Genomic DNA, 24,274 nt, shown 5'->3' with positions numbered 1-24,274 from the left:
CAAAAGCTTGGGCTTTACAGCCCGCAGCTGCCCGGCCCCTCGTAGATGACGATAAAACCCGGAAATAAACCGGCCAGCATGGATTGTCCTTACCACAATACTGTCGACAGCAAGACCGCAGGCAGACTGCGAAGATCATCGCTGATATCTGCCTGCGGCCATATTTAACCTTTAATAGCCTGTCATTAAGCTTTTTTCTTGGCCATCATGGTGGTCTGATACTCAATGACCTGTTGGCCGCGCTGATTATAAGTCTTGTTCTTATAGATGAACAGATTCATTTCCGGGTTCTTGGTGGGACGGAAATCGACTACTTCCGCATCAGCGGTCAAGGTGTCGCCGAACAGCACCGGAGTGGTGATTTTAACATTGTCAATTCCAATATAAGCATAGATTTCATATCCCACATCGGCTAAAAGATAAGCGATCGTGTCAGCATGGTGCACCAAGCCATCAGCTACCGTAAAAATAATCGGACCGGCCAGGGAGCGTTCCTTGAACCAGGTATTCTTGGCATACTCCGAATTGCTATGTACCGCCATATTAAACCAGGTAAGTTGGTGTAAAATAGAAAAGTCCCCTACATCAAGTGTGCGGCTGACCTTACAAGGGATTTTGGTACCGGCTGCTAAAGTGCCATTACTCATTAAACTTCCCCTCCTTAATTATTACTGCTCATTGATCCCCCGCAGGGGACTGCAGATCACATTGGACAAAAACAGTATCATCGACCATCAAAATGGCCGCAACATCGACCCGGTACAGAGATTCATCCAGCCTGAAAACTTCATTTATCTGTTCAGGGCTATCTGGAATTTCACGAATCTCTGCGTCTATTCCGAGTTTACCAGGTCCACAAGCAGCGGTCTGAGACTAACTCACAACACTATGTACTTATCCATTGAAGTCTTTTCAAAAACCGGCCGTTAACCACCACCTCCCAATAACTATAGTTCCTACCTGAAATTAAAGCACCCTATCTCCGGGAAACATATTCCCCGGCATTTTGTACGTTTTCTGTCGATGATTTGGCGAAAAGGCCTCCCTGATAACCTGGTCAAGGCGTCTCTTTACATCATGCTATATTAACGCTGAAAAACCGGTCGCAAGCCAGTCCCTTCTAAATTGCTGATCGCTTCTCAACCCGTCAGCGACTGGCATAAATGTACATTGAGGGCCGGATACAGATTTAAAGCAGTAATTTAAAAATTGCGTTCTCTTATCAATTATCAGGGTGCGCAAATTTTTTAAGCAGAACCGCAGGCCATGACATGTTTATATCTGGTAATAATTCATAAGGGCCCGCAGTAACTCACGGGTATGCCTGGTTGGAATAAGCAAATGGCGGTGCTGCTATGAAGGTATGTTTATAGTGAGTTATAAATAGCTTATCATACGCCATAAATTTAGTAAATTTTAATAAAGTCCAAGCCCACAGCTTAGCCCCGACCAGAATTTGATGGGGTTTTGTTCACCGCATGCAGGGCAGGCACGGGGTAATGATCCAAGCAGCCGAAAATGTCCCCCATGCCGGGATCGCCATGATAATAATAGGTAAGTGACATCCGCATTAGATGCCAGGAAAAAAAACCTTCTTAAAAAGAAGCTTAGTGCCGTTCGCTAATATCATCAATTCAAATCTGTATCCGCGGTTTCTTCGGAACCCCCCTTTCCACAGCTGGCGGCCATTTTTTTGATGTAACCAATAGAGCCGATGCTTCCCTGATATTAAATGTTATTGTCAGCCGTAAACAGCTGAGGTATTATAGTTAGGTAATCAAATTGTTTGATTTTATTACTATTAGATAATCTAAGGGTGGTGTTTTAATTGGAACCTAATGATGCTCTTCTTAGGGAATTGACCGACCAGCTGCTTAATTTTTATAATGCTTTTTCTTCGTGGGAAAACTCGATTATTCGCGCTAGTGAACTGTCCGTATCTGAGGCTCACGCCATAGAAGTATTGGGTCAGTTTGGAAAGATGAATATGAAAGGCCTGGCTCATAAATTAGGGGTCACCACCGGAACAACCACGGTCACTATGGATCGCCTGGAAAAAAAGGACTACGCCAGCCGGGAAATGACCAAAGAAGACCGGCGGAGCTACTTTATCAGTCTGACCGAGAAGGGTAAAGCTGCATTTGAAGAACACCATAAATATCACCTTAATCTGACCGAGCAGATAGTATCTAATTTGACAGACGAGGAAATCATCCAGTTGGTATCGATACTCAAAAAGATTAGTCATACTACTTTCTAATATTGAAACCCGCAAGGCAACATTATTGTCACTGCAGGAGTGAAGACACATGATTGGAAGATTTTCACGGAAAGAATATTTAGATAAGCTGCTGAATATACACGAATTCTATATGGTAGCTTGGGGATTCATTTTTATCGTCTCCAGCTATCTGTTGAAGCAATACCATCCTCAATCAGCATCGGCGTCATTTCTCGCCTTGATTGCAGTACTCATATTAGGCGGCCCCATCGTATGGAACGCTGCAAAGGGCTTGCGCGAACTACAGACCAATGTAGATGAGCTGGTCAGCCTGGCCATAGTAGCTTCCGTTTTTATCGGCGAATACCAGGCTGCAGCTGTCGTTGCCTTTATCATGGTATTAGGATCTCTGTTGGAGAAATTTACCTCGGAACGCGCCCGGTCAGCTATTCACTCTTTAATTAAATTAAATCCGGATCAGGCTACCCTTTTAATCGATGAAGAGGAAATACCCGTGCCTATCAAAGATGTCAAACAGGGCGACCTGGCTCTGATCAGACCGGGAGAACGGATTCCCGTAGACGGTTTAATCATTCGGGGTGAAGCGGCTGTAAATCAATCTTCGCTTACTGGCGAATCAATGCCCGTTGATAAGAAACCTGGAGATCAGGTATATGCCGGCACGGTTATATACAGCGGCATGTTGGTGGTGCAGGTCGAACGAGCCGGAGAAGAATCCACTTTGGGCAGGCTTATTCAGTTGGTCCAGGATGCTGAAAGCGTAAAAGCCCCTATCCTAAGAGCAGCCGACCGCTATGCCAAATATTTTACCCCCGTTATCATCGCACTAAGCATATTAGTATTTCTATTTACCAGAGATATCAACCGCGCGGTGACTCTGTTAATCGTAGGATGTCCCTGCGCCTTCATTCTGGCAGCACCTACGGCCGTTACGGCATCTCTGGGCAATGCCGCAAAACACGGAGTTCTCATCAAGGGAGGCGCCTTTTTGGAAGAGCTGGGTAGAATTGATGCCGTATTATTTGACAAGACCGGCACCTTGACTACCGGTGAGCCTGTAGTCGCAAAGATCGTGCCTTTTGCTCCCCATTCCGAGAACAGCCTCCTGGCACTGGCCGCATCGGCGGAAAAATACTCCGAGCACCCTGTGGCAAGAGCCATCCTTAAAGCGGCTCAAGAAGCCGAATGCATGCTTAGAGAACCTGAAAGCTTCCGGCAGATTGTCGGCAGCGGCATCGAAGCCCTGGTCGATGGAAAACCGGTCTTTGTGGGTGCAGTGCAAGAGGGCGATCCGGATTATGATAAGGTAAAAAACGAGGATCATTCAGGAACGGTTTTAATCGTCAGGCAGTCCGAAAAAGCGCTAGGTTACCTGGCCGTTTCCGATCAAATTCGTGCCGATGTCGGGGTTGTGATTGAGAACCTGGGCAAAATCGGCATCAAAAAGATAGCTTTGTTAACCGGGGATGGTTTCGCGGCTGCGTCCGGGATCTCAAAACAGGCAGGTATTGAAGAATTCTATACCACCCTGTTGCCCGGACAAAAGCTTGAATATATCCGGGGGTTACAGCAGCAGAACTACAAAGTAGCTATGGTCGGCGATGGGATCAATGATGCGCCTTCCCTGGCGGCCGCCGATATAGGTATAGCGATGGGCGCTATGGGTACCGACGTGGCCCTTGATGCGGCGGATATTGCCTTGATGAATGATGAGCTGGACAAAATCCCTTTTTCGCTAAGGTTGGGCAAGACTACTCTAAACACTGTTAACTTCAATATCGCCTTTGCCATGGTATTCAACTTTTTAGCCATTATTGGTTCGGGCCTGGGTTATTTACATCCTATCAGTGGAGCTGTAGTTCATAACATAGGGTCTGTTTTTGTGGTTATTAATTCAGCCAGGCTGATCAGAAAAACCTTTTCTAAGTAATAATAGGCGGGTAGTATATGGGGTTGGCCGCTCCGTTATATCATTGCCCTGCAGGGCAGACAGCCGCAAAGAAATAATGGCGGTGCAGTCTAATGATATAATAAGATAACTAACTTCAGAATCGAAGGGCAGGTGAAATAATTGGTTTCTATTATTGTAGTAATGGTTGCGGTGGTCTTATTGGCCCTGGTATTCATAGCAGCAGCAGCCGCAATAAAAAGCGAGCCCCAGCAAGGAGGAGAGGTAATGATTAGAAAAGTATACGTTTATCTGGTCCTGTTCGCGACCTTGATGATGGTCATCGGGGGCAGTGTGTCAGCCTTTATGGCCGCGGCCGATCTGGTGGCTCCGGCGCCATACCACCAGACTTACGCCGAGTTCAGGCAGTATGGCAGCAAAGAAACGGCCATAAACCCCGATTCCCCGAATATTAGCGAAGAGGAATGGCAGGCCAGATACCAGACCATAGTAGACGCGGAGAAGCAGCGGCAGGCAGACAGAGCCAAAAACAGCCTTATAAAGAGTTTGGGCTGGGTGATCATCCCTTTGCCGGTTTTTGTCTTCTTCCAGCGCAGGCTGAGCAGCCCAGACAACCGGGAATAATTGCTGCTTTTGAGGTATTGGGTCCAGCATTGGCATACATTATAGTATTCTTAAGGGAAATAGGCCCTCTGGGTGGAATCGGGCCAAAAGTCTATATCATCCCGCCGGGCGCAATTCAACTCCAGGGATGCTAAATTTCCCTTTTTACTATAGATAAAGGCGGTGCTCATATGGCGGATTTATCAATCGCTATAGAGATGATCATCAGAGAAGCAGTCGAACGCGGCGAACTCCAGAATTTACCCGGGGAAGGCAAGCCTATAGAGTTGCGCAACCTCAATCCCCTTGAAACCAAAGAGGACAGAATGCTGAACCGCTTAATGGCCGTTTCACTGGCCGCTTCTGGAACGCTTCCCGTAGAAATACTGATTCTCAAGGAAATAGAGAGTGTTCAAAACAAGCTGGCAGAATGTCAGGCAGACAGCGAAAAAAAAGAACTACTCAGAAAACTCGAGGAATTACGTATTAAATATGATATTCAAAAAGAAGCCCGCCTCAGTTTCTATTATCGCTGACCCCTTCAGAGGTTAGGATCATAATATGCTGCAGCATAAGCCTCACCTCCCTTATTGGGAGTGTGAGGCTAGCTAGTATTATGGCCAGATTAATACATTAGGAAGCTCCCGGGCTGAATTCACCATTGACATAATTGGGGGTCAATGAGCGCTGACTGTGAATCAGCCGCCGCCGCCTATGGGCTTGGAATCACTATAGACACCGGGCTTTTTGCAGTTATCGCCTTCTTTTTCAGGGCAGGCGTTATCTTGGTGTTTCTTCAAAACCGAATCGATTTTGCTCTGTTTATCTTTGGGTGTCATACTGTCCCTCCTTTGCAATAGCATGATTAATTATTGTTTAGTATTTTAAATATCAGACGTTTATATACAAATTCAAGTTCTAAACCTCGCTCGATTTTCGCTTAAAGTCTTTTTAGAAAGGTATCTGCGTACTTGCCCAGGCGCAGCCGCTCAAGCCCGGGAGTATTGTTATCAGACCGAATAAGCATCGTTACGTATTCGACAGTAATGACAAAATCCTACCCGGGGGTATTTTTGTTATAATCCTGTTAAGGAGGTGATTATATGCGAAAACTACCACTATTGGCCCTGTTGGTATGGCTGCTTTATGCAGCCGGCTGCAGCCTGGCTGACCCTCAGCCCGGCAATCGGAACACAAATATGCCAGAAACAACCGATAACCCTTCACTCAGCTCCGGAAGTGTTAAGCTGGTTGAAGCCTACCCCAACCTTGCTTTCAATCAGCCTCTCGATTATCGCCCCGCCAATGATGACAGCGGCAGGGTATTTGTAGTTGAAAAGAGCGGCAAAATACTGGTATTCCATAATGATCCTCAAGTTCAAACTGCGCAAATATTTCTGGACCTGACCAGCCGGGTAGACAGCAGATCCTCGGAAAAAGGCTTGTTAGGGTTAGCTTTGCACCCTGACTATAAAAACAACGGCCTTTTCTATGTAAACTATACCAATCAGAATAACACCGTCATAGCGCGCTACCAGGTAAGCCCTGCCGATTCCAACCAGGCTTTGTTATCCAGCGAGAAAATTATCCTCACTTTTTCTCAACCGTACGCCAACCACAATGGAGGTCAATTGGCCTTTGGCCCCGACGGCTATCTCTATATCGGCAGCGGGGATGGCGGTTCGGCAGGAGATCCCCAAAATAATGCTCAAAACCTGGGCAACTTATTGGGCAAAATTTTGCGCATCGACGTCAACAGCTCTGCTAACGGGATGGCCTATGCCATACCGCCGGACAACCCGTTCTTCGGGAATCAACAGGGTTTTAAGGAAGAGATCTATGCCTATGGGCTGAGAAATCCGTGGAAGTTCAGTTTCGATCAGGTGCAGGGCCGGCTCTGGGCTGCGGACGTTGGTCAGAACAAGGTAGAAGAAATTGATATCATCAATAAAGGCGCCAATTACGGATGGAATAAAATGGAGGGCAGTCTTTTCTATCCATCCACAGCTTCCTATAATACGGCCGGATTTACCATGCCGGTGTGGGAATATCAGCATCCCCAGGGTAATGCCATTACCGGCGGCTACGTCTATTACGGCAAATCAGCTCCCAGCTTGAATGGATGGTACGTATTTGGCGATTTCGCCACCGGCATGATCTGGGCGGTAAGGCTTGATGAGAATATGAAGGCGGAAAGTCGAACCTTACTGGATACTGATTATAATATTTCATCATTTGGACTTGACCAGAATAATGAACTGTATGTACTTGATTATAATGGCAAGATATATAAACTAGTTGAGTAAACCTTCCGGCAGTTATCGATGCTGTAAACTCCCTTCCTGGGCTGCACCCGGAACATTCCGGTGCAGGATATTTCGACCAGACCTTCGAAGCAATGCTGCATTTTCAACCTGCTGACTGAATGAGACTGCTATGCAGTCTGGATTTGTCATCACCACGCGTTTTTACTGAACTCATTGGAATAATAATCCTTTGGTTCAACAACTTGTCATCGCCAGTCTGTTTAAAAAAATGTCTATATGCTGAAACTTTTCTATATCCAAGGCTGTAATGGGTAGTAATAGCGAGGGGGGGAGCCTGGTTGGCCGAGGATGACCGTCAATTGGTACTCAGATGCAGGGACATGCATGAAGAGGCATACCAGGAATTGATGCACCGCTATGAGGGCTATGTATACCGCCTTTGTTACAATTTTGCCGGCAATCGTGAAGACGCCCTGGATCTGGCCCAGGAAACTTTCATCAGGGTATTTAAAGGCCTGGATACTTATCAATTGAACCGCGCTTTCAAGCCCTGGCTGCGCCGAATTACGGTTAATACCTGCATCAGTTTCCTGGAAAAACGCACGCCTCCAGCCCTGTACATCGACCAGCCTTCAGCGGACGGCACTACCCTGGGCGATATCCTGGCTTCGAGCCGCGACCCGGCACAAGAGTTCGAATGGAAGGAAACCGGCCGGATTATGAAAGAAGCCCTCAACCGGCTTTCTCATATTTACAGGTTGTTGATTATTCTTCGTCATCAGGAGGATCTGAGCTATCAGGAAATAGCCGATGAAACCAACATGCCGCTGGGTACGGTCAAAACCTATCTATTCCGTGCCCGGGCCGCTTTGCGTAAGGAAATGTCAGGTTATTATGCTTGGGGGGAATAAATGATGGAATGTAGTCAGGAAAGTCTACAGATCTATCTGGACGGGGAAATGGACGCCCCGGCCAGGAAGCGAATGGAGGAGCATCTGAGTCGATGCCGTTCCTGCCGCCAGGAAATGGCCCGTTTACAGCTGCTCTGGCTGCAATTAGGCCAGCCCGGTGCAGTAGATCTTCCCCTGGAACTGCCGTATATTCGCCAGCAAATCATCCACCAGTCCATCAGTAGCACAAAGCAAGCCAGAGGCTATAATTACTGGGATACCCAGAAACTAGCCTGGGAGCCTGCCCTGCTGGGGGCTAGTTATCTCCCCGGCATAGGCTTGTTATCCGAGTTAAGTCAGTCAACCCTTCATCAAATCCCCCGGTTAATATCGGGTACGATCACTTTTGCCCGGCGGCTTATTTCCCCCCGGGGCGATAAGAAAGGAGGGCTGCGGTGATTGCGGCGCTGTGGTACTTGCTGGATGCCCTGCTAGTTTTGCTGCTGGTGGTGTTGCTGGCCCCCATCAACATTGATTTCAGGGGAGGGTACGCTCAAGAGCTGAAATTGAAGGGGAGAATCGGATGGGCCGGGGGACTGCTCAGCCTGGAGGTGATGCGCGGTCAGGGGAAAACCAGCCTTATTCTGGGTTTATTCGGTCTGAGGAAGCCTGTTTCCACAGACAAGGGTACGGATAAGGCCAAAAAAAAGCCCAAAAGCCAAAAGCAGCGCTCCAAATCAACTACCCGCCTGTCAACCTTCATCAATCGGGAGCTTTTAGCCGCAGTAAAGGCCGCATTGCTCAAACTGCAGCGGGCTATGCATTTAGATCTCAATGTATCCGGGCGTTACGGCTTTGATGACCCATCATTGACCGGATTTGCAATGGCAATTATGTCAGCGGTGCTTTGGAGCAGCAGCACGCTTAACTTTTACCCGGATTTTACCGGGGAGGCGCTGGATATTCAGGGAAAAGCCAGCGGATACTTTATCCCCTTGCAGATCATCATTATCGTCTTATTATTCTTACTGGCGAGGCCGGTTAGAGCCATATGGTGGCCGATGATAAAAATGCGAAAAAAACAAAAGGAGGCTGTTCAATATGCTTAAAGAAAGTCTTGAAGCCCTGGTATCTCATCTGGAAAACATGGTGCAGGCCAAGACGGTGGTTGGCGACCCGATCGAGAGTAACGGCAAAACCATCATTCCTCTGATTTCCGTCCGCGCAGGCTTCGGCGCCGGCGGCGGAGAGGGCAATGAACCGCAGCACGGGGCCGGCAAAGGCGAAGGCGGCGGGGCAGGGCTCAGTATTACACCGACCGCTTTGCTGATTATCGATCAGGACGGCGCCCAAGTCTATTCCCTGGGACAAAAAGGCAGCGTTTCAAAACTGGTTGAACTGATACCTGAATTCATGAGCAAAATGGGTAAACCCGGCCAGCAGGGCTAAACTGTTGTAAGCGGCGCAAGTGGGGCAAAATGCGAAGTCAGGAACTTTCCCCACTTGCGTCAGGATGCAGAGGTGAATAAATGGCTTACTGGTTATTGAAAACCGAGCCTGATGAATATTCCTGGTCGGATTTAATCAGGGAAAAGGAGGCGGTGTGGGATGGCGTCAAGGCTCCGCAGGCCCTGGCCAACATCAAAAAGATGCTGCCCGGGGATCTGGCCTTCATATACCACACCGGCAGAGAAAGGGCCATCGTGGGAACAGCGGAGATCGTCAGTTCCTCTTACATGGATGCAAATACCAAGGGATTAGTATTTAAAGTGGCCCCAGTAAAGGAATTGGCCCGAAAAGTGATGCTGGCCGAAGTCAAAGCCAGCAGGAGATTCGATAATTGGGATCTGATCAGGCTTCCACGCCTATCTGTGGTCCCTGTCACCCCGGAGCAATGGGGCCAAATTGTAAACTGGGAATAGCCGACACATCCGCTACACAACAATTTCCCCAGGACTTTGACCTGGGGAAATTGATTTATACATGATACTATTCAGGCAACAAGCATTTGTACATCAGGAGCAATCGCTGCCTGATTATACATGTCTATCTTATAACCGGATTTATTGCAAATCTCTGGAAACCTGTTTAATCGCCATCCAAATCTCTTCAGGGCTCATCCCCTCCGCGCTGACTACCGGAGCATCGATCATGATATCCGACATGCCCAGAAAATTCCGGTCCATTCCCGACAGAATGACTGCATCCACCTTCTGATTCCTGGCCGCGTCAATATTGATGATTCGGCACCCTTGTTCTGTCAAGAAGTTCTTTACCGGTGCAAGTCCATCATCCACAGCTACGACTTTATTCACCCTGTCACCTCCAAGTAAGTAGTATCCATATTATGTGGTTGCAAGTCTGCCTTTATGCGAACCGCCCCCATAAGTCTGATACTACCTGGCAGAATACGACTAGGCGCGATAAATGAGCACGGGACAGTGCGCCGTCTGTAACACCTTATGGCTGACACTCCCCAGTACCATGCCCTTGACTGTGGAGAGTCCGCGGCTGCCCATCAGGATCAGATCAAACTGGTGTTCCTCGGCATATTTACATATCTTCACACCCGGATCGCCGCTGACAACAACCGTATCAACCTTAAGACCAGCGCTTTCGAGGCTGGCTCGGGTGTTATCCACCACCATTTGTGATAAAGGCTCAAACCTGTTTGATTCTGAAACCATAAAATCCATGGCCTGCAGAGGCAGGGACGGCGAAGGGGCCACGCTTATCAGAGTAATCGCTTCCACCATTCCGCTCTGGGCCAAATTTTTGACCAGTTTGATGGCTCCCTGAGAACTATCCGACCCATCCACTGCCACTAAGACTTTTTTGAACATAGCTGACCATCCCCTCTTCAAGCTTTACCTCAATTAGAGTAATTAATTATGAAGCGAACTGAATAGACGTTTCCCGTTGCGTTGCCTTGCCGATTCCGGCTCGGCTAACCCGCAGCTTTGTAAAGAAGCATTTCCCAATTCATCCTTTACTTTACTTCTAATCAGGTTCTCTATATGCCCTAATTGCATCATAACAAAAAATCAGAGTCTTATTAATAGACCGCAGCTTGTTATACTATTCTTTTGCATATCTGTGTAACCCTCACATTGTGTTGTAAATATAATATGATACGGGAATGTCGCTTTGGCTAAGAAATGAAGGGAGGGCTGCTGAGGCTCAGCATGTCGTTTAGACTTACGGTTGCGGTTTTATTTGGCCTGGAGTGATTTGAATATATTTCGGATTCATTGGAAAATGGGGGGTTTTAAAGATGTGATGGAGGGGAGGTGTGAAAATGACTGAACTGCAACAATTGTTTTTATTCTATGTTTTCATTTATTACCTTATTAAAGGCGGCATATATGTGGCGTTGTATATCGGAACCATCATTGCAGAAAGAGTAGCACTGCAACAGCTAGAAACAAGAAGAAGTTTTTATCAGAAAAAAAGAGCCGATGAACGGCAAAATTGGAAAGTGGCATATAGTCTCTATGACAGGAAACAAAGTGTTCCCACGCCAAAGCCTTTAACTTTATCCCAATTAGTGTCTAATCCGAATTCATTTACAGCATATTCCTTTGTCAACAGCGATGGGCATAAGCCGTTATTTTGAACCCTGTAGCGGTCGGTATCAGATTTTCAGGCAATTTTGTTGCCACATTCGTATATATTGCTCTTTATCATAAGCCATTAACTAAGTCGAATCCCCTGGATGTCGCTAATAAATAAGTGCATCGTGGCATGGAAGGAGGGGAAACTATGGAACTTATTGCCTTGGGAGCCGGTCTGGCAGTATCCATCGCTGGCATCGGCGGCGGCATTGGTATGGGTTTGCTGGGGGGCAAATCTTTCGAATCAATCGCCAGGCTGCCTAAAGTACGCGATGAGATAAAACGACTTCTGTTCATCTCCTTAGCTTTTATTGAAACATTGACTATCTATGGTCTATTGATCGCGCTCATGTTAGTAGAAAAAATGGGTTAAAGCTTATTAATCAATTAATTTACTCCATTGAATGTAATAGTATCTTTTCCCTATCAGGCGGGTAGGGCAACTGGAGAGCAACCCGCGCGCCTGACAGGATTCCACCGAGAGGTAAAGGCGGTGGTTAAGGGCCCCCGGTCTTACCTCTGGAAGAACTTAAGCCATATACTCCTGGGGCAAGAATAATGACATCAATGTTAAATTTTCAATAAGCTGTACCTCGTTTTCTCTGGCTGTGACAAGTTTAACAAGCGGGGTCGCTTCCCTAATTTATATAATATGCTGCAGGACATCATTTTGTGTGCCCATAATTTTCATGACAAGTAATGATGCTCTGATTCCTAAACCGGCTGTGGTGCACGAATAATGAACTGCAAGGCAAAATTATAACTAAGGCACTCCGTCTACGGTTGTTACAAATTTAACAAGCGAATTTGCTTTCCTATTTCCTATACTATTCTGAAGATTATTATTTTGTGCATTGTTCTTCGCAAAAAGCATACCGTCTCCCCGGCATAATTCCCTATCGCTTCTGTTAAGCGCTCATCCCTCATAAAACGGCTTCAGAATGATTCACATCGATTGCCTGCATCGTTTACTGATCTTCTTGGCCAGCGCGATGATAATAATTACGCCGCCAACCCCTCATCCAGGGCAGATATCACCTGGCATATGTTCAATTTTTTGTATGCCAATACTCCCCCCGCCCTAATTACTGTTCTAGCTACATTTCCAGCGGCATAAGCCCGTAAAGGTGAATCCACTAATTATTTTTAACGCTTGCAGTATCATTTCAGTTTGTGTAACATATATTATATAACATATGTTATATAATATCGCCTACAGGATAAGGAAGGTGTTGTTATGGGACCCAAGATTAAATTTACAAAGGAGCAAATAATTGACGCAGCCTTTGAAATAGCCAAAGCAGAGGGAATTGACAATATAACCATGAGAAAAATCGCCGAGAAAATGGGGAGCTCAGTAGCCCCCATCTATGTGAATTTCAAGGACACCCATGAACTGACGGAAGCTTTATTAGAAAGGATTATAGGCATAAGCCAGCGGCTCTTAATTGAAGAAAGCTCCGGGGATCCATTTTACGATATGGGGAAGGCAAGTCTCAGGTTTGCCATGGAGTATAGCGTTCTTTTCAGAGATTTAGTCATGAAAAATAACAGCTACATAAGAGGCTATGATGAAAAAATGACGCCCGCTCTAATTGAAGAGATGAAAAAAGATCCTGAACTGGATGGTTTTACAATAGATGAGTTAAAAACCATATTGTTGAAACTGAGGATATTTCAGTTGGGGCTTTCAGTTATGGCTGCCAACCGCATGCTGCCAAAAGATTATAAATTGAAAGATTTGATGGACATATTATCCAGTGCGGCTGATGATGTAATACTTTCAGAGCGACTGCGGAAACACAAATCCCCATAAGAAAATCAACAATCATACAGAAAGAAGGGCGTGTGTCTAAAGCCATTGGCGTCTTAATAAATTACGGATTGAGAGGAGGTTTTTTAATGAATCAACAAGCCATTCGCAATATCGGATTATTCGTTTTTATTGTTATTGTCAGCGGGTGGATAGGGGTCGCGGCGGACTCTTACCTGCCCGGACAACCTCAAGGTGATTCTCTGGGCATGGGGATATGGTTGGTTCTGCCTCTATTGACGGCATTTCTGATTATTATGTTTTCAAAGACCCGTTGGGGAGATTTGGGCTTCAAGCCCAATTTAAAAGGAAATATTAAATGGTACCTGGCTTCTGTGTTAATATTTCCTGTTGTAACAACAATCGTTCTGATGATCGGGGCTGCCACGGATTGGATGGACCTGTCCGGACTTGATTTGAAGCTGGTTTTTTGGGCGTTTTGCAGTACTTTGTTAATCAATTTTATTATAGATATCTTTGAGGAGACAGCCTGGCGTGGTTATCTCACTTCACAACTTATCAAATTAGATCTTGATGATTGGAAGCTATATCTCATCGTTGGCTGTGTATGGACCGCATGGCATGTTCCATATTACCTGGTCTTTTTGCCTGAAGCAGATATACAATCGGTAATGCCTGTCAGCCGGGCAGTATATGTACTGGTCGCTTTCACCACATTCTTATCTTGGACGGTGATGTTTACCGAGCTTTTTAGGGTGACAAAGTCAGTTTGGCCATGCGTTATTTTGCATGCGGTAGAGGATTCGCTAATAAACCTGCTGGTCATATCAGATTATATAAGCATCGCGGCCGGAAAAGAGATCCTGGTTTCGCCAATCAACGGAGTCTTCGCTTCGTTGTTATACCTCGCGGTGGGACTGGGAATAAGAGCTTATAGAAGGCAGGCAGACCAGAAGATTGATATGGCTGGTTATATTATTGATGCGAAGGTTTAAGATTTATTTATGGTAATATCTGTGTATCTGCCGAATTACTATGACATGATAGCCTCGGCCATTGAAATGGAGAATCGTTATGAGAAAGAGGAGTAAAAGGAAAATGATGGTGATTGCCGGAGTGCTGCTGAGTATCATAGGAATGATCACGGTGTTTTTTAACATCCCATATTCGAAGACCAGGGCGGAATTTGCCCAAATAACCGGCCGTTTATCAACCGAAATAACTTCTGAAAACGGTGTGTTTACCGAAGCAGAAATCGCGGCTCTGCCGGGGTCAGTTCAGAAATATTTCAGATATTGCGGCTATATCGGCACTCCCAAAATGTCTTATATGAAAGCAACCTATCAAGATGTTGCTTTTTCATTTGGCAGAGATAAACCGACAGTCATTATGGACTACACACAGTACAACTTTGTTGGTGAACCGAGTAGAATCGCTTATATTGACAGCTCAATGTATGGGATTCCCTTTGAAGGCCTGGATTCTTATATCGCCGGTAATGGCTCAATGAGAGGAGTACTGGCCAAGCTCTTCACCTTGTTCGATCAAAGCGGAGACGCTATGGATAAAGCCGGTCTGGTCACTTTCCTTTCGGAGTGTCTTATTATGCCTGACGCGGCATTGCAGGATTATGTTGCCTGGGAAGAGATAGATGATTTACATGCTAAAGCCACTATATCGTTTAATGGGATCACTGCCAGCGGCATCTTTACATTCAAAGAAAACGGCGAAATGCATTCTTTTACAACCGATGACAGAGAGGCTATCTCCACCGATGGCAGCAGGGAAAAGGTTAAGTGGTCGGCGGTTTGCAGTGAGTATTTGGAAACAAACGGCATCAAGAAGCCCACGGTTTCCCAGGCCATCTGGCACTATGACGACGGCGACCTGGTCTATTTTGACGCCAAAGACCTTGTGGTGGAGTTGGGAACCTCGAGTAAATATGTATTTTAAGCAGCGGTTCGGTTTCGTTGAAAAGAAACTGCCCCGGTCAGGCTGTTCTCTGAGACACTTAACCGTAATAACATAAATACGGATAAATATGGACCGTATGCCCGGTCCGCATTATCGCTATCAATCAAGCATGGAACAAATTTACTTAATCTTTTTGACACACTGGTAAGCCGCCGCGATGGCTCCAGGCACTCCCCCAATCTGCATCGCCCAATGGGATCCGATGTAAAGGTTTTTGACAGGTGTTTCTACATTAGTGCCCAGTACGCTTTTAAAGAACGATTTCTTTGGATTCCAGCTCCAGGCGGAGCTTGCTCCATCGGTGTTGTGCGTGAACCTTTCATAAGTCAGAGGGGTGGCGGCATCCATATATTCGATATGGTCCTTCAAGCCGGGAATGAGTACGGCCGCCCGGTCTATCATGGTATGCATGGCCTTTGCTTTTAACTGCTTGTAAATTTCCTTGTTTCCGCTGCCCCAATTGTCCATCCAACGGTGAGGCGTCCTGACCTGAATCATTAATGTGGATCTTTCCCCCTGTGCGAGTTGGGGATTCACCATTGACGGCGAGTAGAGATAGAAAGCTGTTTTGCTGAAGTAATCCCCGTCCTCAGTATCATAAATATCATAGCCAGGCTTAAAGTCGATACTGAATACATGCGGGTTTTTCATGTGTTCTGCCAATTCTTGGCCAGGGATATCGAGCACCAGATATACAGTGTAGAAGCCCTCTGAAACAGCCGCGCTTTCGATGCTGTCCAGCAGCTCTTCGGGAATAAGTTTCTTATCGTCTAGAAGCTGTAAAAAGGTTTTTTTGTAATCACCCGCTGAAATAACGTGATCCGCCTCATATACGACATCACTACATGAAACTCCAACCACAGCTCCATTTGCGGTGATTATCCTATCGATATAACTCTTAAGCTTCAAATCCCCTCCCTGTTCCCTGAATTTTTCGGCGAGAAGATCCGCCCACGACTGCATACCGCCTCGCACCGTCCAAATTTCCGTGAATACTCCCGCCATAGCCGTCGCTAGAAAAACCGCGGATGTATCCGGATAGGAAAACTTGCTGAAAAGGTTATACAGTGTGGAATCCTGTTCAAAATGTTTGGCGGCAAATTCTGATGAGGTCATCTTGCCGAACTCACGGGTTACTTTAATAGTTTTCGGGAGGTTGGGAATATAAGCAGGCAATAATCTTAACATCTCAATCCGGCTCATAAGCGGAGGCATGATCATATCGGTAGCCCCTTCAAGAGCTGATAATATTCTGTCCTGATCCGAAAAAGCCTTATCGAGTTTTTCTTTATCTGCCGGGAAGGCGTCATAAATAATTTTCTTGAATTCTTCATAGTTTTCCGGGATTCCGTCAAAATGATCTGAAACCACCCTCATGCCGAGTTTTGCGAATTCAAGCTTTTCTAATACCCCTATGTCCTTCATGGCCCTGAATATGGTTTCCATAGATTCTAAACTGACAGTACCGCTTTCAAAGTAGCAGCCGTTCCGGTAAAAACCGGCGGTATAACCTCCCGGCATGCTGTGGGATTCAAAGATGGTCACCTTATGGCCTTTTTTTACGAGCAGGTTTCCAGTAATAAGCCCGCCTATCCCCGCTCCAATAATGATTATTTTTTTCACTTATTGGTCCCCCTTGCGCTGCAGTCCGTCAGTCCTGTCAAGGCAAACTCCGTCAGGTGTTCTAAAACCTGTGGAAAATACTGCAGGCCGACCTCTTCCTTGTGTGTGTCAACATTTATCAGAGCAGCAAAAATGGCCATAATCATTTCGGCATCAATATCATGTCTCATTTTCCCTTCAATCTGCCACCTTTTTACTATTTCTATAAAACTGTCATATAGAAAACCAACCGAATCAAGCCCGTTTTCTTCCCGATAATTCTGCTCTATTTTGGCGAAGACATCTTTGTTATACCATTCTCGCAAAATGGAATTGACCTTCATGCCTTGATCGTTTAGAAACATCATTTCTTTAACGACATTTACGGGATCTCCGTTTAAGTCAATGGATTTCATGATATCCTTTTTCAATTTCGCGTTTTCTTCTAAAAATAGGTCCATAAACAACTTCTCTTTTGAAGCATAGTAATTATAAAACGTGCCCGTGGCCACACCAGCCATCTTCGTTATTTCTACAACATTAGTGTCTTTAAATCCCTTACTACTGAACAAATCTTTCCCGCAATTGCGAATCAAGGTCTTTTTATCAGTCAATTTTGTAACGCCTCCCTATCTGCCAGACAACTGTCTGTCCTAGTATGCACATCTATAGTAAATAGCGGGTTTCCATTTATGACACACCTATATTTTCCTGTTATGAATGAATTATTTTTCATTCATTCATAATATAGCACGACAATCTTATTTTTTCAATCCCAAACTACGCAACGGCAGGTATGATCCTCCCCCAGGTTTTCAATAAAATTATAAACGTTGGCTTACGGTAGAGACCCCTGCACAAACAACCACGCATCTGATCATTCCCGCTAAGCATCCTAGTGCCAGAAAAACTGTTAAGGTTCTGTAAATAACCAATTCCTTCCCGGGGCTTTTCGCCTCAAAAACTGGCACAGGCCGAAAACTGCCGCAAACACAACCATAACCGCTGCAACAATATAAGGCAAGCCATCGAGGTACAATCATTGGATTGCTCTCATATGATACGTTATATAAACACTTATGGGGGAATTATTGTGCTCGGTCTCTCAATGGTTAATCTGGTGCGCCGACATCCCAAAAAAATGGATAAACAACTCCGAAATGCCATGGTCGATTTTTATCAGCCCTTCCGCTGGGTCCCCTGCTTTATGCAATCAACTGTGGAGACCCTCCTCAAGAAAACCAAGAAATACCCAGTTATTATTGAGTTTCAGGATGATCAAGAAGAATTTAAAAGCCAGGTTAAAAAAGCGGATTCAATCCTCACCAAACAGTTTCGCTCCCAGATCAAACATCACTATCCAAGTGTTAACAGCTGTTCAGCGACCTTGACCCCGGCTGCAGTGGAAAGCCTGCTGGAAGGCGATCCGTCTATAAAGAGGATCCATATGGACAGAGAGGTGCACGCTTTGCTGGATGTGGCTAGAACCTCGGTCAAGGCCAATACTCCTGCCGTGAAGGACTTAACCGGCAAAGGCATCACCATTGCGGTTGTCGATACCGGGATTTATGAGCATAAGGATTTGGCAGGAAGAATAAAGGCCTTTAAAGACGTGACCGGCAACAAAACCGCACCCTATGATGACAACGGGCATGGAACCCACTGCGCCGGAGACGCGGCGGGAAACGGCGCCTCCTCAAAAGGCAAGTATAAGGGGCTGGCGCCTGAATCGGATCTGGTCGGTGTCAAGGTGCTGACCAAGATGGGTTCAGGCTCACTTTCCTCGGTTATGGCGGGGATACAATGGTGTATCGACAATAAATCCAAATATAATATCAACATTATCACCATGTCGCTGGGGAGCAGCGCCGCCACCCCCGCCGGCGAGGATCCGATGGTCAAGATAACCGATAACGCCTGGGACCAGGGAATAGTCGTAGTTGTGGCCGCAGGCAATGAAGGCCCGGACGAAAAAACCATATCGAGCCCGGGGATAAGTCCGAAAGTTATTACTGTAGGGGCAATGAACGACAAAAATACCACGGTACGGACTGATGATCAGGTGGCGGATTTCTCCAGCCGGGGACCAACTATTGACGGCCTGGCTAAACCGGATATTCTGAGTCCGGGAGTGAATATCGTTTCACTGCGCTCCCCCAATTCCTATCTGGATAAACAGTACAAAAATGCCCGGGTTGATAATGATTACTTCAGCTTATCAGGCACTTCCATGGCCACACCCATTTGCGCAGGCATTGCGGCTCTAATACTCCAATCCCATCCTACCCTTACCCCGGATCAGGTAAAACAGCGCCTGTTGGAAACCGCCGAGAACTGGGATCTCCCGCCTTACGACCAGGGCAAGGGATATTGCGATGCGGAAAAGGCGGTCGATATGCCCAAGAAACAATAAGACAGCCATTTGATTCCGGAATCAATTGCCGCACAAAAAGGGGAACTAACGGCACGGTTTAATAGGGGAACTTATTGAACCATACCCCAAACCGATACGGAAAAGCCCGGCTGCCGTTGGAGGAAAAGGAACGCGAATGGAGAAGTTTATTGATAGGATTTGGTTGCTTCGGATTGACGCGCTTCCCGTTCTTCCCATGATGTTGGGGAAGGGCGGACATAAAGGAGGGTTCGTACCATGACGGCGGAGTTGCGTAAAGAGGAAACGGCGGAGGAGTTTCATAAACTCATCCAAGGCTATCCCCCGGAAAAGCGATATATCATTCCTATCATGCATGAATTGCGGCGTTGTTATCAATATCTGCCCCGGCCTGCCCTGGAGATGCTGGCGGACCATATGCAGGTGCCGTTCAGTCAGGTATACGGCGTAGCTACCTTTTATAAAGCCTTCAGTCTGGTTCCCAAAGGCAGGGTGAACCTGAAGCTTTGCGACGGCACCACCTGCCATATCAAAGGCTCGCAAGGACTGATTGATGAAATCTATCGCACCCTGGGGATCAGGCCGGGAGAAACTACCGGCGACCGGCAGTTTTCTTTAGAGACAGTCAATTGCATCGGAGCCTGCGCTCTGGCTCCGGCTTTAATCGTGGACGAAAAGGTTTATGCCCAGGTATCGAATGCTCGGCTGCAGGAAATCATTGAGCAGAACAGGAGGGGCGAAGATGGCACAGAAAGCAATTGACCCGGCCGTCCGGATTCTGGTTTGCTGCGGTACCGGCTGCATAGCCAACGGCGGCCTGGAAGTATTGGCCGCTCTGCGCAGCGGATTGGCCCACCGGAACGATATGGAGGTGGAGAGCAGCGACTCGGCGCTGGCCACCGGCTGCCACGGGCTCTGCGCCCAGGGGCCTTTTGTCAGGATTCTTCCTCAGGATATCACCTACTGCCGGGTTCAGGCCAAGGACGTGGAAGAGATAATTGCGAAAACCCTGGAGGGGGGAACGCTGATCAAGCGCCTCCTGTTCCGGGATTCGCAGCGCAAGGAGTTCATAAGCTGTCGGCAGGATATTGATTTTTACCGCCATCAGCATAAAATTGCCCTGCGCAATGTGGGAGAAATCAATCCCGACTCTCTTGACGAATATATGGAAAGAGGCGGATACCAGGCTCTGCGGAAAGCGCTGGAGGATATGAGCCCTGACCAGGTCATTGCAGAGGTCATCCGCTCCGGCCTGCGGGGCCGGGGCGGGGGAGGCTTTCCCACCGGGCGGAAATGGCTGTCCTGCGCCGCCACTGCTGATTCGCCCCGTTATATCGTTTGCAACGGGGATGAAGGCGACCCGGGGGCTTTTATGGATGAGAGCATGATGGAGGGCGATCCCCATTCCATACTGGAAGGCATGATCATATGCGCTTATGCGATCGGAGCCTCCCGGGGTTTTATCTATGTGCGGGATGAATATGAGAATTCGGTGCGCAGACTGGAAAAAGCCATTAAAGACGCCCGCGCCCGCGGCTTCCTGGGTACTGACATCCTGGGCCGGAGCCTGGATTTTGACATAGAGATCGTCCGGGGCGGGGGCGCTTTCGTGTGCGGGGAAGAGACCGCCCTGCTCCGTTCCATTGAAGGCGAAGCCGGCGAGCCCCGGGATAAATACATTTTTCCCAGTGAAAAAGGGCTCTGGGGACAGCCTACGGTGATCAACAATGTTGAGACCTGGGTCAATATCCCGGTCATCATCGCCCAGGGCGCCGACTCCTTTGCCTCCGTCGGCACGGAGAGCAGCAAAGGAACCAAGGTGTTTTCCGTGGTGGGCAAAGTGCTTCATACCGGACTGGTGGAAGTGCCTATGGGTACCACCTTGCGCAGGATTATTTTCGATATCGGGGGCGGAGTTCCCCGGCGGCGTAAATTTAAAGCGGTCCAGACCGGCGGCCCTTCAGGCGGCTGTATACCGGAATCCGGTCTGGACATGCCGGTGGATTTCGATTCCCTGCGGCAAGCAGGTTCCATGATGGGGTCCGGAGGCATGATCGTCATGGACGACCGTACCTGCATGGTGGAGATAGCCCGCTATTATACTAATTTTTTAGCCGGCGAATCCTGCGGTAAATGTACTCCCTGCCGGGAAGGTTTGCGCAGTTTGCTGGAAGTGCTGACGCGGATCTGTCACGGCCAGGGGAACCCTGGCGATCTGGACCGGCTGGAAGAGATCGGCGAGACCATGCGCCTGGCCTCCCTCTGCGGATTGGGGAGTACTGCTGCCAATCCCGTACTTTCGACCCTGCGCTATTTCCGCGACGAGTATAGGGCTCATATCAGCCAGAAACGCTGCCCGGCCGGAGTTTGCCCCGAGCTTACCGAGCTGTATATCGACGCGGTTCTCTGCAACGGCTGTACCCTGTGTGTGAAATACTGCCCCACCCGGGCTATTAGCGGCCAGGTCAGGCAAGTCCATGTGATCGACCGGGAAAAATGCATCCGCTGTGGTGAATGTGTCAGCCGCTGCAACCAGGATGCGGTCCTGGTGCGGTAAGGAGGAAAAAAGATGCGAGTCAAAATCAATGGTCAGGAAATAGAAGCCGCCGCCGGGGAGACGATTCTGGAAGCGGCGCGCCGGCATGACATTCCCATTCCTACCCTTTGTTATCATGCCGCCTTTGGCGGCCAGGGGCATTGCCGCTTATGCCTGGTGGAAGTCGCCGCCCAGGGGGATAAACGCCTGGTGGCCTCCTGTACTTACCCGATCACTGCGGAAATAGAAGTAAGCACCAGTACTCCTTTGATTGAAAGACTCCGGGGCGACATCATCCGGCTGCTTTACCGGCAGGCTCCCGGCAGTGAACTGATGCAGGACCTGGCCCGGGAATATGGCTGCCTGGATGAGTTTATCACAGAGGACGACCGGGAACAGGAACGCTGCATCCTCTGCCGGCTCTGTGTCAATGCCTGTACCGCCCTGGGCGCCAGTGCCATTTCCGCAGTGCTGCGCGGGGTGGACAAGAAGATCGCCACCCCCTATGACGAGGCTTCCGAAGCCTGCCTGGGATGCGGGGCCTGCGCCCATATCTGCCCCACCGGGGCCATTCCCCTGCAAGACGAAGGGGGAAACCGCACCATCTGGAAACGGGATTTTGAACTTCTGCCCTGCGAAGTCTGCGGCCGTCCTTTCATCACCCCGGAGCAGCGGGATTATCTGATAGCGCGACAGGACGACCTGGACACCGGCCTGCTCTGCGATGACTGCCGGAGGACCAGAGTGGCTCGCCAGATGGAACCTTTCCGGTAATTCCCGGCGCGAATCGGCCAAAACCCCGCCTTTTTCTATTAAGGCGGGGTTTTTTATCAATTCCGCATAAACTATTTCTTTATAGCTTCACCGGGAGTTCGCTGCTATTTTATCGACGATCGTGGCCAGACCCGGAATTTCGTAATGGTTTACCGCATAATCGCCTTCCATGGACTGCTCCAGAATTTCTTCCCGAAAGGGCAGAAATCCCAGGATATTTTTCCGGCCCAGCTGTTCGCTCAGAAAATCTTCTTCCCGGGGGCGGCGAATGCGGTTGCCGATAAACATCGTTTTTTGAATGCCCAGTTCCCGGGAGAGCCGTTCCACTACCAGGGCGGTCTTCACACTGACCAGACTGGGGTCGGAAATGATCAGCATGAGATCGACGCCCCGGGCGGTGCCCCGGGTGAGATGCTCAATTCCGGCGCTCATATCCAGGACCACGAAATCATTGTCCTGCAGTAGAAGTACCGCGATCAGGGCGTTGAGCACGCTGCTCTCCCGGCAATAGCAGGATGATCCACCGGCTTTCACCGCTCCCATGCGCAAAAATTGCAATTGGCCCTGACGCAGGGTATAATCGGTCACAATATCGTCCACATCAGGATTCAGAGTGAAGAGCCCCCCGCGGCCCCCCACTTTCTTGGCGATCAGCTCCTGCATCTCCACGATGGGTTTGAGCTGATCAATCTGATCAGGAGTAAAGCCCAGCAAAGTACCCAGGCTGACATCGGGGTCGGCATCCACGGCGAATACGTTGTGCCCCCGGCTGAACAGTAAAGAAACCAGGCCGGCGGCTATGGTTGTCTTGCCGACGCCGCCTTTGCCCGACACTGCTATTTTCATATCAACACCCCTTTAATCTACAATCCCAGGGCCCGACGTTTTTGGCCCACATGGCTGACGATCAGCTTTGCCGCCGCCTGCGGGTCCGTTTCCACCGCGAAAGTGGCTCCGACCACATCCTGAGCTCCGGCAGTCAGCAAGGCAGTGAGATTCCCGCTGCCCAGTATCGGAGGCGCCAATCCCAGAACGGTGAAGATGCCGGAAGCCACAGCATAAGCGCCTATGGATACGGCCTTTTCCGACATCCACTCCGGTGCCGCCGCCGCCAGGGGCAAATCGCTAATGTCCACATTCAGGGCGTTGGCCAGAGCTGAAGCTACTACCAGTATACGGCTGATGTCCACACATGATCCCATGTGCAATACCGGCGGGATTCCCAGAGCCCGGCAGACTGCTTCCAGGCCTTCCCCGGCTTCAGCGGCGGCTTCCGGCAGCAGCAGTCCGGCTTTGGCGCAGGCGATAGCGGCGCAGCCGGTTTCTACCACCAGAATGTTGTTCCTGATCAGCTCCCGGGTCAGGGTCAAGTGCTCCTGGTCATGAACCACTTTGGGGTTATTGCAGCCGACAATGCCGACAATACCCTGGATAGCCCCGCTTTTTACCGCCTCCAGCAGAGGGTCCAGAGAACCTCCCAGGGCTTCCACTATAGCTTCGGTACTGAAACCGCCCATATACTGCATTTCCTCGTTGGGGATGCTGACCCGCTCCGGCTTGCGGTTAGGAAAATTGTCAATCGCCATAGCCACGATCTTTTTGGCGGTCTCCATGGCGTTATGCTCGTTGAAAGGCACATGCTCCGCACCGGGGAACACGGCTTTGGGGGAAGTGGAAATGATCTTGGTATGATAACA

The 24,274-nt window shown here is 48.4% G+C and carries 27 protein-coding genes and 1 pseudogene; 20 read left to right on the top strand and 8 right to left on the bottom strand.

The genetic code is table 11. The features are described from left to right. Positions 1–185: 185 nt before the first annotated feature. Complete coding sequence (locus B2633_RS15195; protein WP_481042553.1) at positions 186–647, bottom strand: hotdog family protein; 462 nt, start codon at positions 645–647, stop codon at positions 186–188. 61 nt (positions 648–708) lie between these two features. Here B2633_RS15195 and B2633_RS15190 point away from each other — a divergent pair, with 61 nt between their 5' ends. The 5 genes from B2633_RS15190 (at position 709) to B2633_RS15170 (ending at position 5,290) form a co-directional block, all read left to right on the top strand. Further along, a complete protein-coding gene (locus B2633_RS15190; protein WP_483171551.1) occupies positions 709–930 on the top strand; it encodes a hypothetical protein in 222 nt (73 codons plus the stop codon). An 898-nt stretch (positions 931–1,828) separates the two neighbouring features. After that, on the top strand, positions 1,829–2,260 hold the full coding sequence (locus B2633_RS15185; RefSeq protein ID WP_481042550.1) for a MarR family winged helix-turn-helix transcriptional regulator: 432 nt from the start codon (positions 1,829–1,831) through the stop codon (positions 2,258–2,260). 49 nt (positions 2,261–2,309) lie between these two features. Next, complete coding sequence (locus B2633_RS15180) at positions 2,310–4,172, top strand: heavy metal translocating P-type ATPase (protein ID WP_483171550.1); 1,863 nt, start codon at positions 2,310–2,312, stop codon at positions 4,170–4,172. Positions 4,173–4,322: 150 nt separating this feature from the next. Beyond that, positions 4,323–4,775: a hypothetical protein gene (locus B2633_RS15175; RefSeq protein WP_483171588.1), complete on the top strand. Its 453-nt coding sequence runs from the start codon at positions 4,323–4,325 to the stop codon at positions 4,773–4,775. 170 nt (positions 4,776–4,945) lie between these two features. After that, complete coding sequence (locus tag B2633_RS15170) at positions 4,946–5,290, top strand: DnaJ family domain-containing protein (protein WP_483171549.1); 345 nt, start codon at positions 4,946–4,948, stop codon at positions 5,288–5,290. Between the two features lie 162 nt (positions 5,291–5,452). Here B2633_RS15170 and B2633_RS15165 read toward each other — a convergent pair whose 3' ends face one another. Next, on the bottom strand, positions 5,453–5,593 hold the full coding sequence (locus B2633_RS15165; protein ID WP_481042544.1) for a hypothetical protein: 141 nt from the start codon (positions 5,591–5,593) through the stop codon (positions 5,453–5,455). Positions 5,594–5,857: 264 nt separating this feature from the next. Here B2633_RS15165 and B2633_RS15160 point away from each other — a divergent pair, with 264 nt between their 5' ends. The 6 genes from B2633_RS15160 (at position 5,858) to B2633_RS15135 (ending at position 9,833) form a co-directional block, all read left to right on the top strand. After that, a complete protein-coding gene (locus tag B2633_RS15160; RefSeq protein ID WP_483171548.1) occupies positions 5,858–7,060 on the top strand; it encodes a PQQ-dependent sugar dehydrogenase in 1,203 nt (400 codons plus the stop codon). A gap of 299 nt (positions 7,061–7,359) precedes the next feature. Next, a complete protein-coding gene (locus tag B2633_RS15155; protein ID WP_483171547.1) occupies positions 7,360–7,932 on the top strand; it encodes an RNA polymerase sigma factor in 573 nt (190 codons plus the stop codon). A gap of 3 nt (positions 7,933–7,935) precedes the next feature. Next, complete coding sequence (locus B2633_RS15150) at positions 7,936–8,370, top strand: anti-sigma factor family protein (RefSeq protein ID WP_483171546.1); 435 nt, start codon at positions 7,936–7,938, stop codon at positions 8,368–8,370. Then, the gene (locus B2633_RS15145; RefSeq protein WP_483171545.1) at positions 8,367–9,020 is read left to right on the top strand and encodes a hypothetical protein; all 654 of its coding nucleotides are present in this window, start codon (positions 8,367–8,369) and stop codon (positions 9,018–9,020) included. Before B2633_RS15150 ends, B2633_RS15145 begins: the two co-directional genes overlap by 4 nt. Next, entirely contained in the window at positions 9,013–9,360 is a 348-nt protein-coding gene (locus B2633_RS15140) for a GerW family sporulation protein (RefSeq protein WP_481042534.1), read from the top strand. Before B2633_RS15145 ends, B2633_RS15140 begins: the two co-directional genes overlap by 8 nt. 80 nt (positions 9,361–9,440) lie before the next feature. Next, a complete protein-coding gene (locus tag B2633_RS15135) occupies positions 9,441–9,833 on the top strand; it encodes an EVE domain-containing protein (protein ID WP_483171544.1) in 393 nt (130 codons plus the stop codon). Between the two features lie 141 nt (positions 9,834–9,974). Here the strand turns inward: B2633_RS15135 and B2633_RS15130 are convergent, their stop codons facing one another. Together B2633_RS15130 and B2633_RS15125 are read right to left on the bottom strand one after the other, a co-directional pair. Then, positions 9,975–10,226: a YkuS family protein gene (locus B2633_RS15130; RefSeq protein WP_481042530.1), complete on the bottom strand. Its 252-nt coding sequence runs from the start codon at positions 10,224–10,226 to the stop codon at positions 9,975–9,977. A 99-nt stretch (positions 10,227–10,325) separates the two neighbouring features. Continuing rightward, positions 10,326–10,754, bottom strand: a complete 429-nt coding sequence (locus tag B2633_RS15125) for a universal stress protein (protein ID WP_483171543.1) — start codon at positions 10,752–10,754, stop codon at positions 10,326–10,328. A gap of 455 nt (positions 10,755–11,209) precedes the next feature. Between B2633_RS15125 and B2633_RS15120 the strand changes: the two genes are divergently transcribed. The 5 genes from B2633_RS15120 to B2633_RS15100 all read left to right on the top strand — a co-directional run bounded on the left by B2633_RS15120 (position 11,210) and on the right by B2633_RS15100 (position 15,252). After that, positions 11,210–11,527, top strand: coding sequence for a hypothetical protein (locus B2633_RS15120; protein ID WP_483171542.1), 318 nt, complete (start codon positions 11,210–11,212; stop codon positions 11,525–11,527). 146 nt (positions 11,528–11,673) lie between these two features. After that, entirely contained in the window at positions 11,674–11,898 is a 225-nt protein-coding gene (gene atpE, locus B2633_RS15115; RefSeq protein ID WP_481042524.1) for an ATP synthase F0 subunit C, read from the top strand. 864 nt (positions 11,899–12,762) lie between these two features. Further along, entirely contained in the window at positions 12,763–13,341 is a 579-nt protein-coding gene (locus tag B2633_RS15110; protein WP_483171541.1) for a TetR/AcrR family transcriptional regulator, read from the top strand. A gap of 86 nt (positions 13,342–13,427) precedes the next feature. After that, a complete protein-coding gene (locus tag B2633_RS15105; protein WP_483171540.1) occupies positions 13,428–14,294 on the top strand; it encodes a CPBP family intramembrane glutamic endopeptidase in 867 nt (288 codons plus the stop codon). 79 nt (positions 14,295–14,373) lie between these two features. After that, the gene (locus B2633_RS15100; RefSeq protein WP_483171539.1) at positions 14,374–15,252 is read left to right on the top strand and encodes a DUF6544 family protein; all 879 of its coding nucleotides are present in this window, start codon (positions 14,374–14,376) and stop codon (positions 15,250–15,252) included. A gap of 141 nt (positions 15,253–15,393) precedes the next feature. On the opposite strand, the gene B2633_RS15095 is transcribed toward B2633_RS15100, so the two are convergent. Next, positions 15,394–16,896 carry a phytoene desaturase family protein gene (locus B2633_RS15095; protein ID WP_483171538.1) on the bottom strand — a complete coding sequence of 501 codons (1,503 nt, stop codon included), beginning with the start codon at positions 16,894–16,896 and terminating at the stop codon, positions 15,394–15,396. Then, positions 16,893–17,489 carry a TetR/AcrR family transcriptional regulator gene (locus tag B2633_RS15090; RefSeq protein ID WP_483171537.1) on the bottom strand — a complete coding sequence of 199 codons (597 nt, stop codon included), beginning with the start codon at positions 17,487–17,489 and terminating at the stop codon, positions 16,893–16,895. Before B2633_RS15090 ends, B2633_RS15095 begins: the two co-directional genes overlap by 4 nt. A gap of 494 nt (positions 17,490–17,983) precedes the next feature. On the opposite strand from B2633_RS15090, the gene B2633_RS15085 reads away from it, so the two are divergent. The 4 genes from B2633_RS15085 to B2633_RS15070 all read left to right on the top strand — a co-directional run bounded on the left by B2633_RS15085 (position 17,984) and on the right by B2633_RS15070 (position 22,577). After that, a complete protein-coding gene (locus tag B2633_RS15085; protein ID WP_483171536.1) occupies positions 17,984–19,288 on the top strand; it encodes a S8 family peptidase in 1,305 nt (434 codons plus the stop codon). A gap of 237 nt (positions 19,289–19,525) precedes the next feature. Beyond that, complete coding sequence (locus B2633_RS15080) at positions 19,526–20,029, top strand: NADH-quinone oxidoreductase subunit NuoE family protein (protein WP_483171535.1); 504 nt, start codon at positions 19,526–19,528, stop codon at positions 20,027–20,029. Continuing rightward, the gene (locus B2633_RS15075; RefSeq protein ID WP_483171534.1) at positions 20,010–21,824 is read left to right on the top strand and encodes an NADH-ubiquinone oxidoreductase-F iron-sulfur binding region domain-containing protein; all 1,815 of its coding nucleotides are present in this window, start codon (positions 20,010–20,012) and stop codon (positions 21,822–21,824) included. Before B2633_RS15080 ends, B2633_RS15075 begins: the two co-directional genes overlap by 20 nt. 12 nt (positions 21,825–21,836) lie before the next feature. Continuing rightward, positions 21,837–22,577, top strand: a complete 741-nt coding sequence (locus tag B2633_RS15070; protein WP_483171533.1) for a 2Fe-2S iron-sulfur cluster-binding protein — start codon at positions 21,837–21,839, stop codon at positions 22,575–22,577. An 87-nt stretch (positions 22,578–22,664) separates the two neighbouring features. On the opposite strand, the gene B2633_RS15065 is transcribed toward B2633_RS15070, so the two are convergent. Both B2633_RS15065 and B2633_RS15060 read right to left on the bottom strand, forming a co-directional pair. Next, positions 22,665–23,423: an ATP-binding protein gene (locus tag B2633_RS15065; RefSeq protein WP_483171532.1), complete on the bottom strand. Its 759-nt coding sequence runs from the start codon at positions 23,421–23,423 to the stop codon at positions 22,665–22,667. A gap of 17 nt (positions 23,424–23,440) precedes the next feature. Then, positions 23,441–24,274, bottom strand: a pseudogene (locus B2633_RS15060) (anaerobic carbon-monoxide dehydrogenase catalytic subunit); the annotation flags it as partial.

It is taken from the genome of Syntrophomonas sp. UBA1041, assembly GCF_002316705.1.
Classification (GTDB): domain Bacteria; phylum Bacillota; class Syntrophomonadia; order Syntrophomonadales; family Syntrophomonadaceae; genus DTU019.
The sequence above is the reverse complement of the archived record's forward strand: the minus strand, read 5'-3'. Positions and strand labels throughout refer to the sequence as shown.

Coding starts and splice junctions, on each gene's coding strand:
- B2633_RS15195 (WP_481042553.1), bottom strand. CDS start 647: ATGAGTAATGGCACTTTAGCAGCCGGTACCAAAATCCCTTGTAAGGTC.
- B2633_RS15180 (WP_483171550.1), top strand. CDS start 2,310: ATGATTGGAAGATTTTCACGGAAAGAATATTTAGATAAGCTGCTGAAT.
- B2633_RS15170 (WP_483171549.1), top strand. CDS start 4,946: ATGGCGGATTTATCAATCGCTATAGAGATGATCATCAGAGAAGCAGTC.
- B2633_RS15165 (WP_481042544.1), bottom strand. CDS start 5,593: ATGACACCCAAAGATAAACAGAGCAAAATCGATTCGGTTTTGAAGAAA.
- B2633_RS15160 (WP_483171548.1), top strand. CDS start 5,858: ATGCGAAAACTACCACTATTGGCCCTGTTGGTATGGCTGCTTTATGCA.
- B2633_RS15150 (WP_483171546.1), top strand. CDS start 7,936: ATGGAATGTAGTCAGGAAAGTCTACAGATCTATCTGGACGGGGAAATG.
- B2633_RS15140 (WP_481042534.1), top strand. CDS start 9,013: ATGCTTAAAGAAAGTCTTGAAGCCCTGGTATCTCATCTGGAAAACATG.
- B2633_RS15135 (WP_483171544.1), top strand. CDS start 9,441: ATGGCTTACTGGTTATTGAAAACCGAGCCTGATGAATATTCCTGGTCG.
- B2633_RS15125 (WP_483171543.1), bottom strand. CDS start 10,754: ATGTTCAAAAAAGTCTTAGTGGCAGTGGATGGGTCGGATAGTTCTCAG.
- B2633_RS15120 (WP_483171542.1), top strand. CDS start 11,210: ATGACTGAACTGCAACAATTGTTTTTATTCTATGTTTTCATTTATTAC.
- atpE (WP_481042524.1), top strand. CDS start 11,674: ATGGAACTTATTGCCTTGGGAGCCGGTCTGGCAGTATCCATCGCTGGC.
- B2633_RS15110 (WP_483171541.1), top strand. CDS start 12,763: ATGGGACCCAAGATTAAATTTACAAAGGAGCAAATAATTGACGCAGCC.
- B2633_RS15105 (WP_483171540.1), top strand. CDS start 13,428: ATGAATCAACAAGCCATTCGCAATATCGGATTATTCGTTTTTATTGTT.
- B2633_RS15100 (WP_483171539.1), top strand. CDS start 14,374: ATGAGAAAGAGGAGTAAAAGGAAAATGATGGTGATTGCCGGAGTGCTG.
- B2633_RS15085 (WP_483171536.1), top strand. CDS start 17,984: ATGGTTAATCTGGTGCGCCGACATCCCAAAAAAATGGATAAACAACTC.
- B2633_RS15080 (WP_483171535.1), top strand. CDS start 19,526: ATGACGGCGGAGTTGCGTAAAGAGGAAACGGCGGAGGAGTTTCATAAA.
- B2633_RS15075 (WP_483171534.1), top strand. CDS start 20,010: ATGGCACAGAAAGCAATTGACCCGGCCGTCCGGATTCTGGTTTGCTGC.
- B2633_RS15070 (WP_483171533.1), top strand. CDS start 21,837: ATGCGAGTCAAAATCAATGGTCAGGAAATAGAAGCCGCCGCCGGGGAG.
- B2633_RS15065 (WP_483171532.1), bottom strand. CDS start 23,423: ATGAAAATAGCAGTGTCGGGCAAAGGCGGCGTCGGCAAGACAACCATA.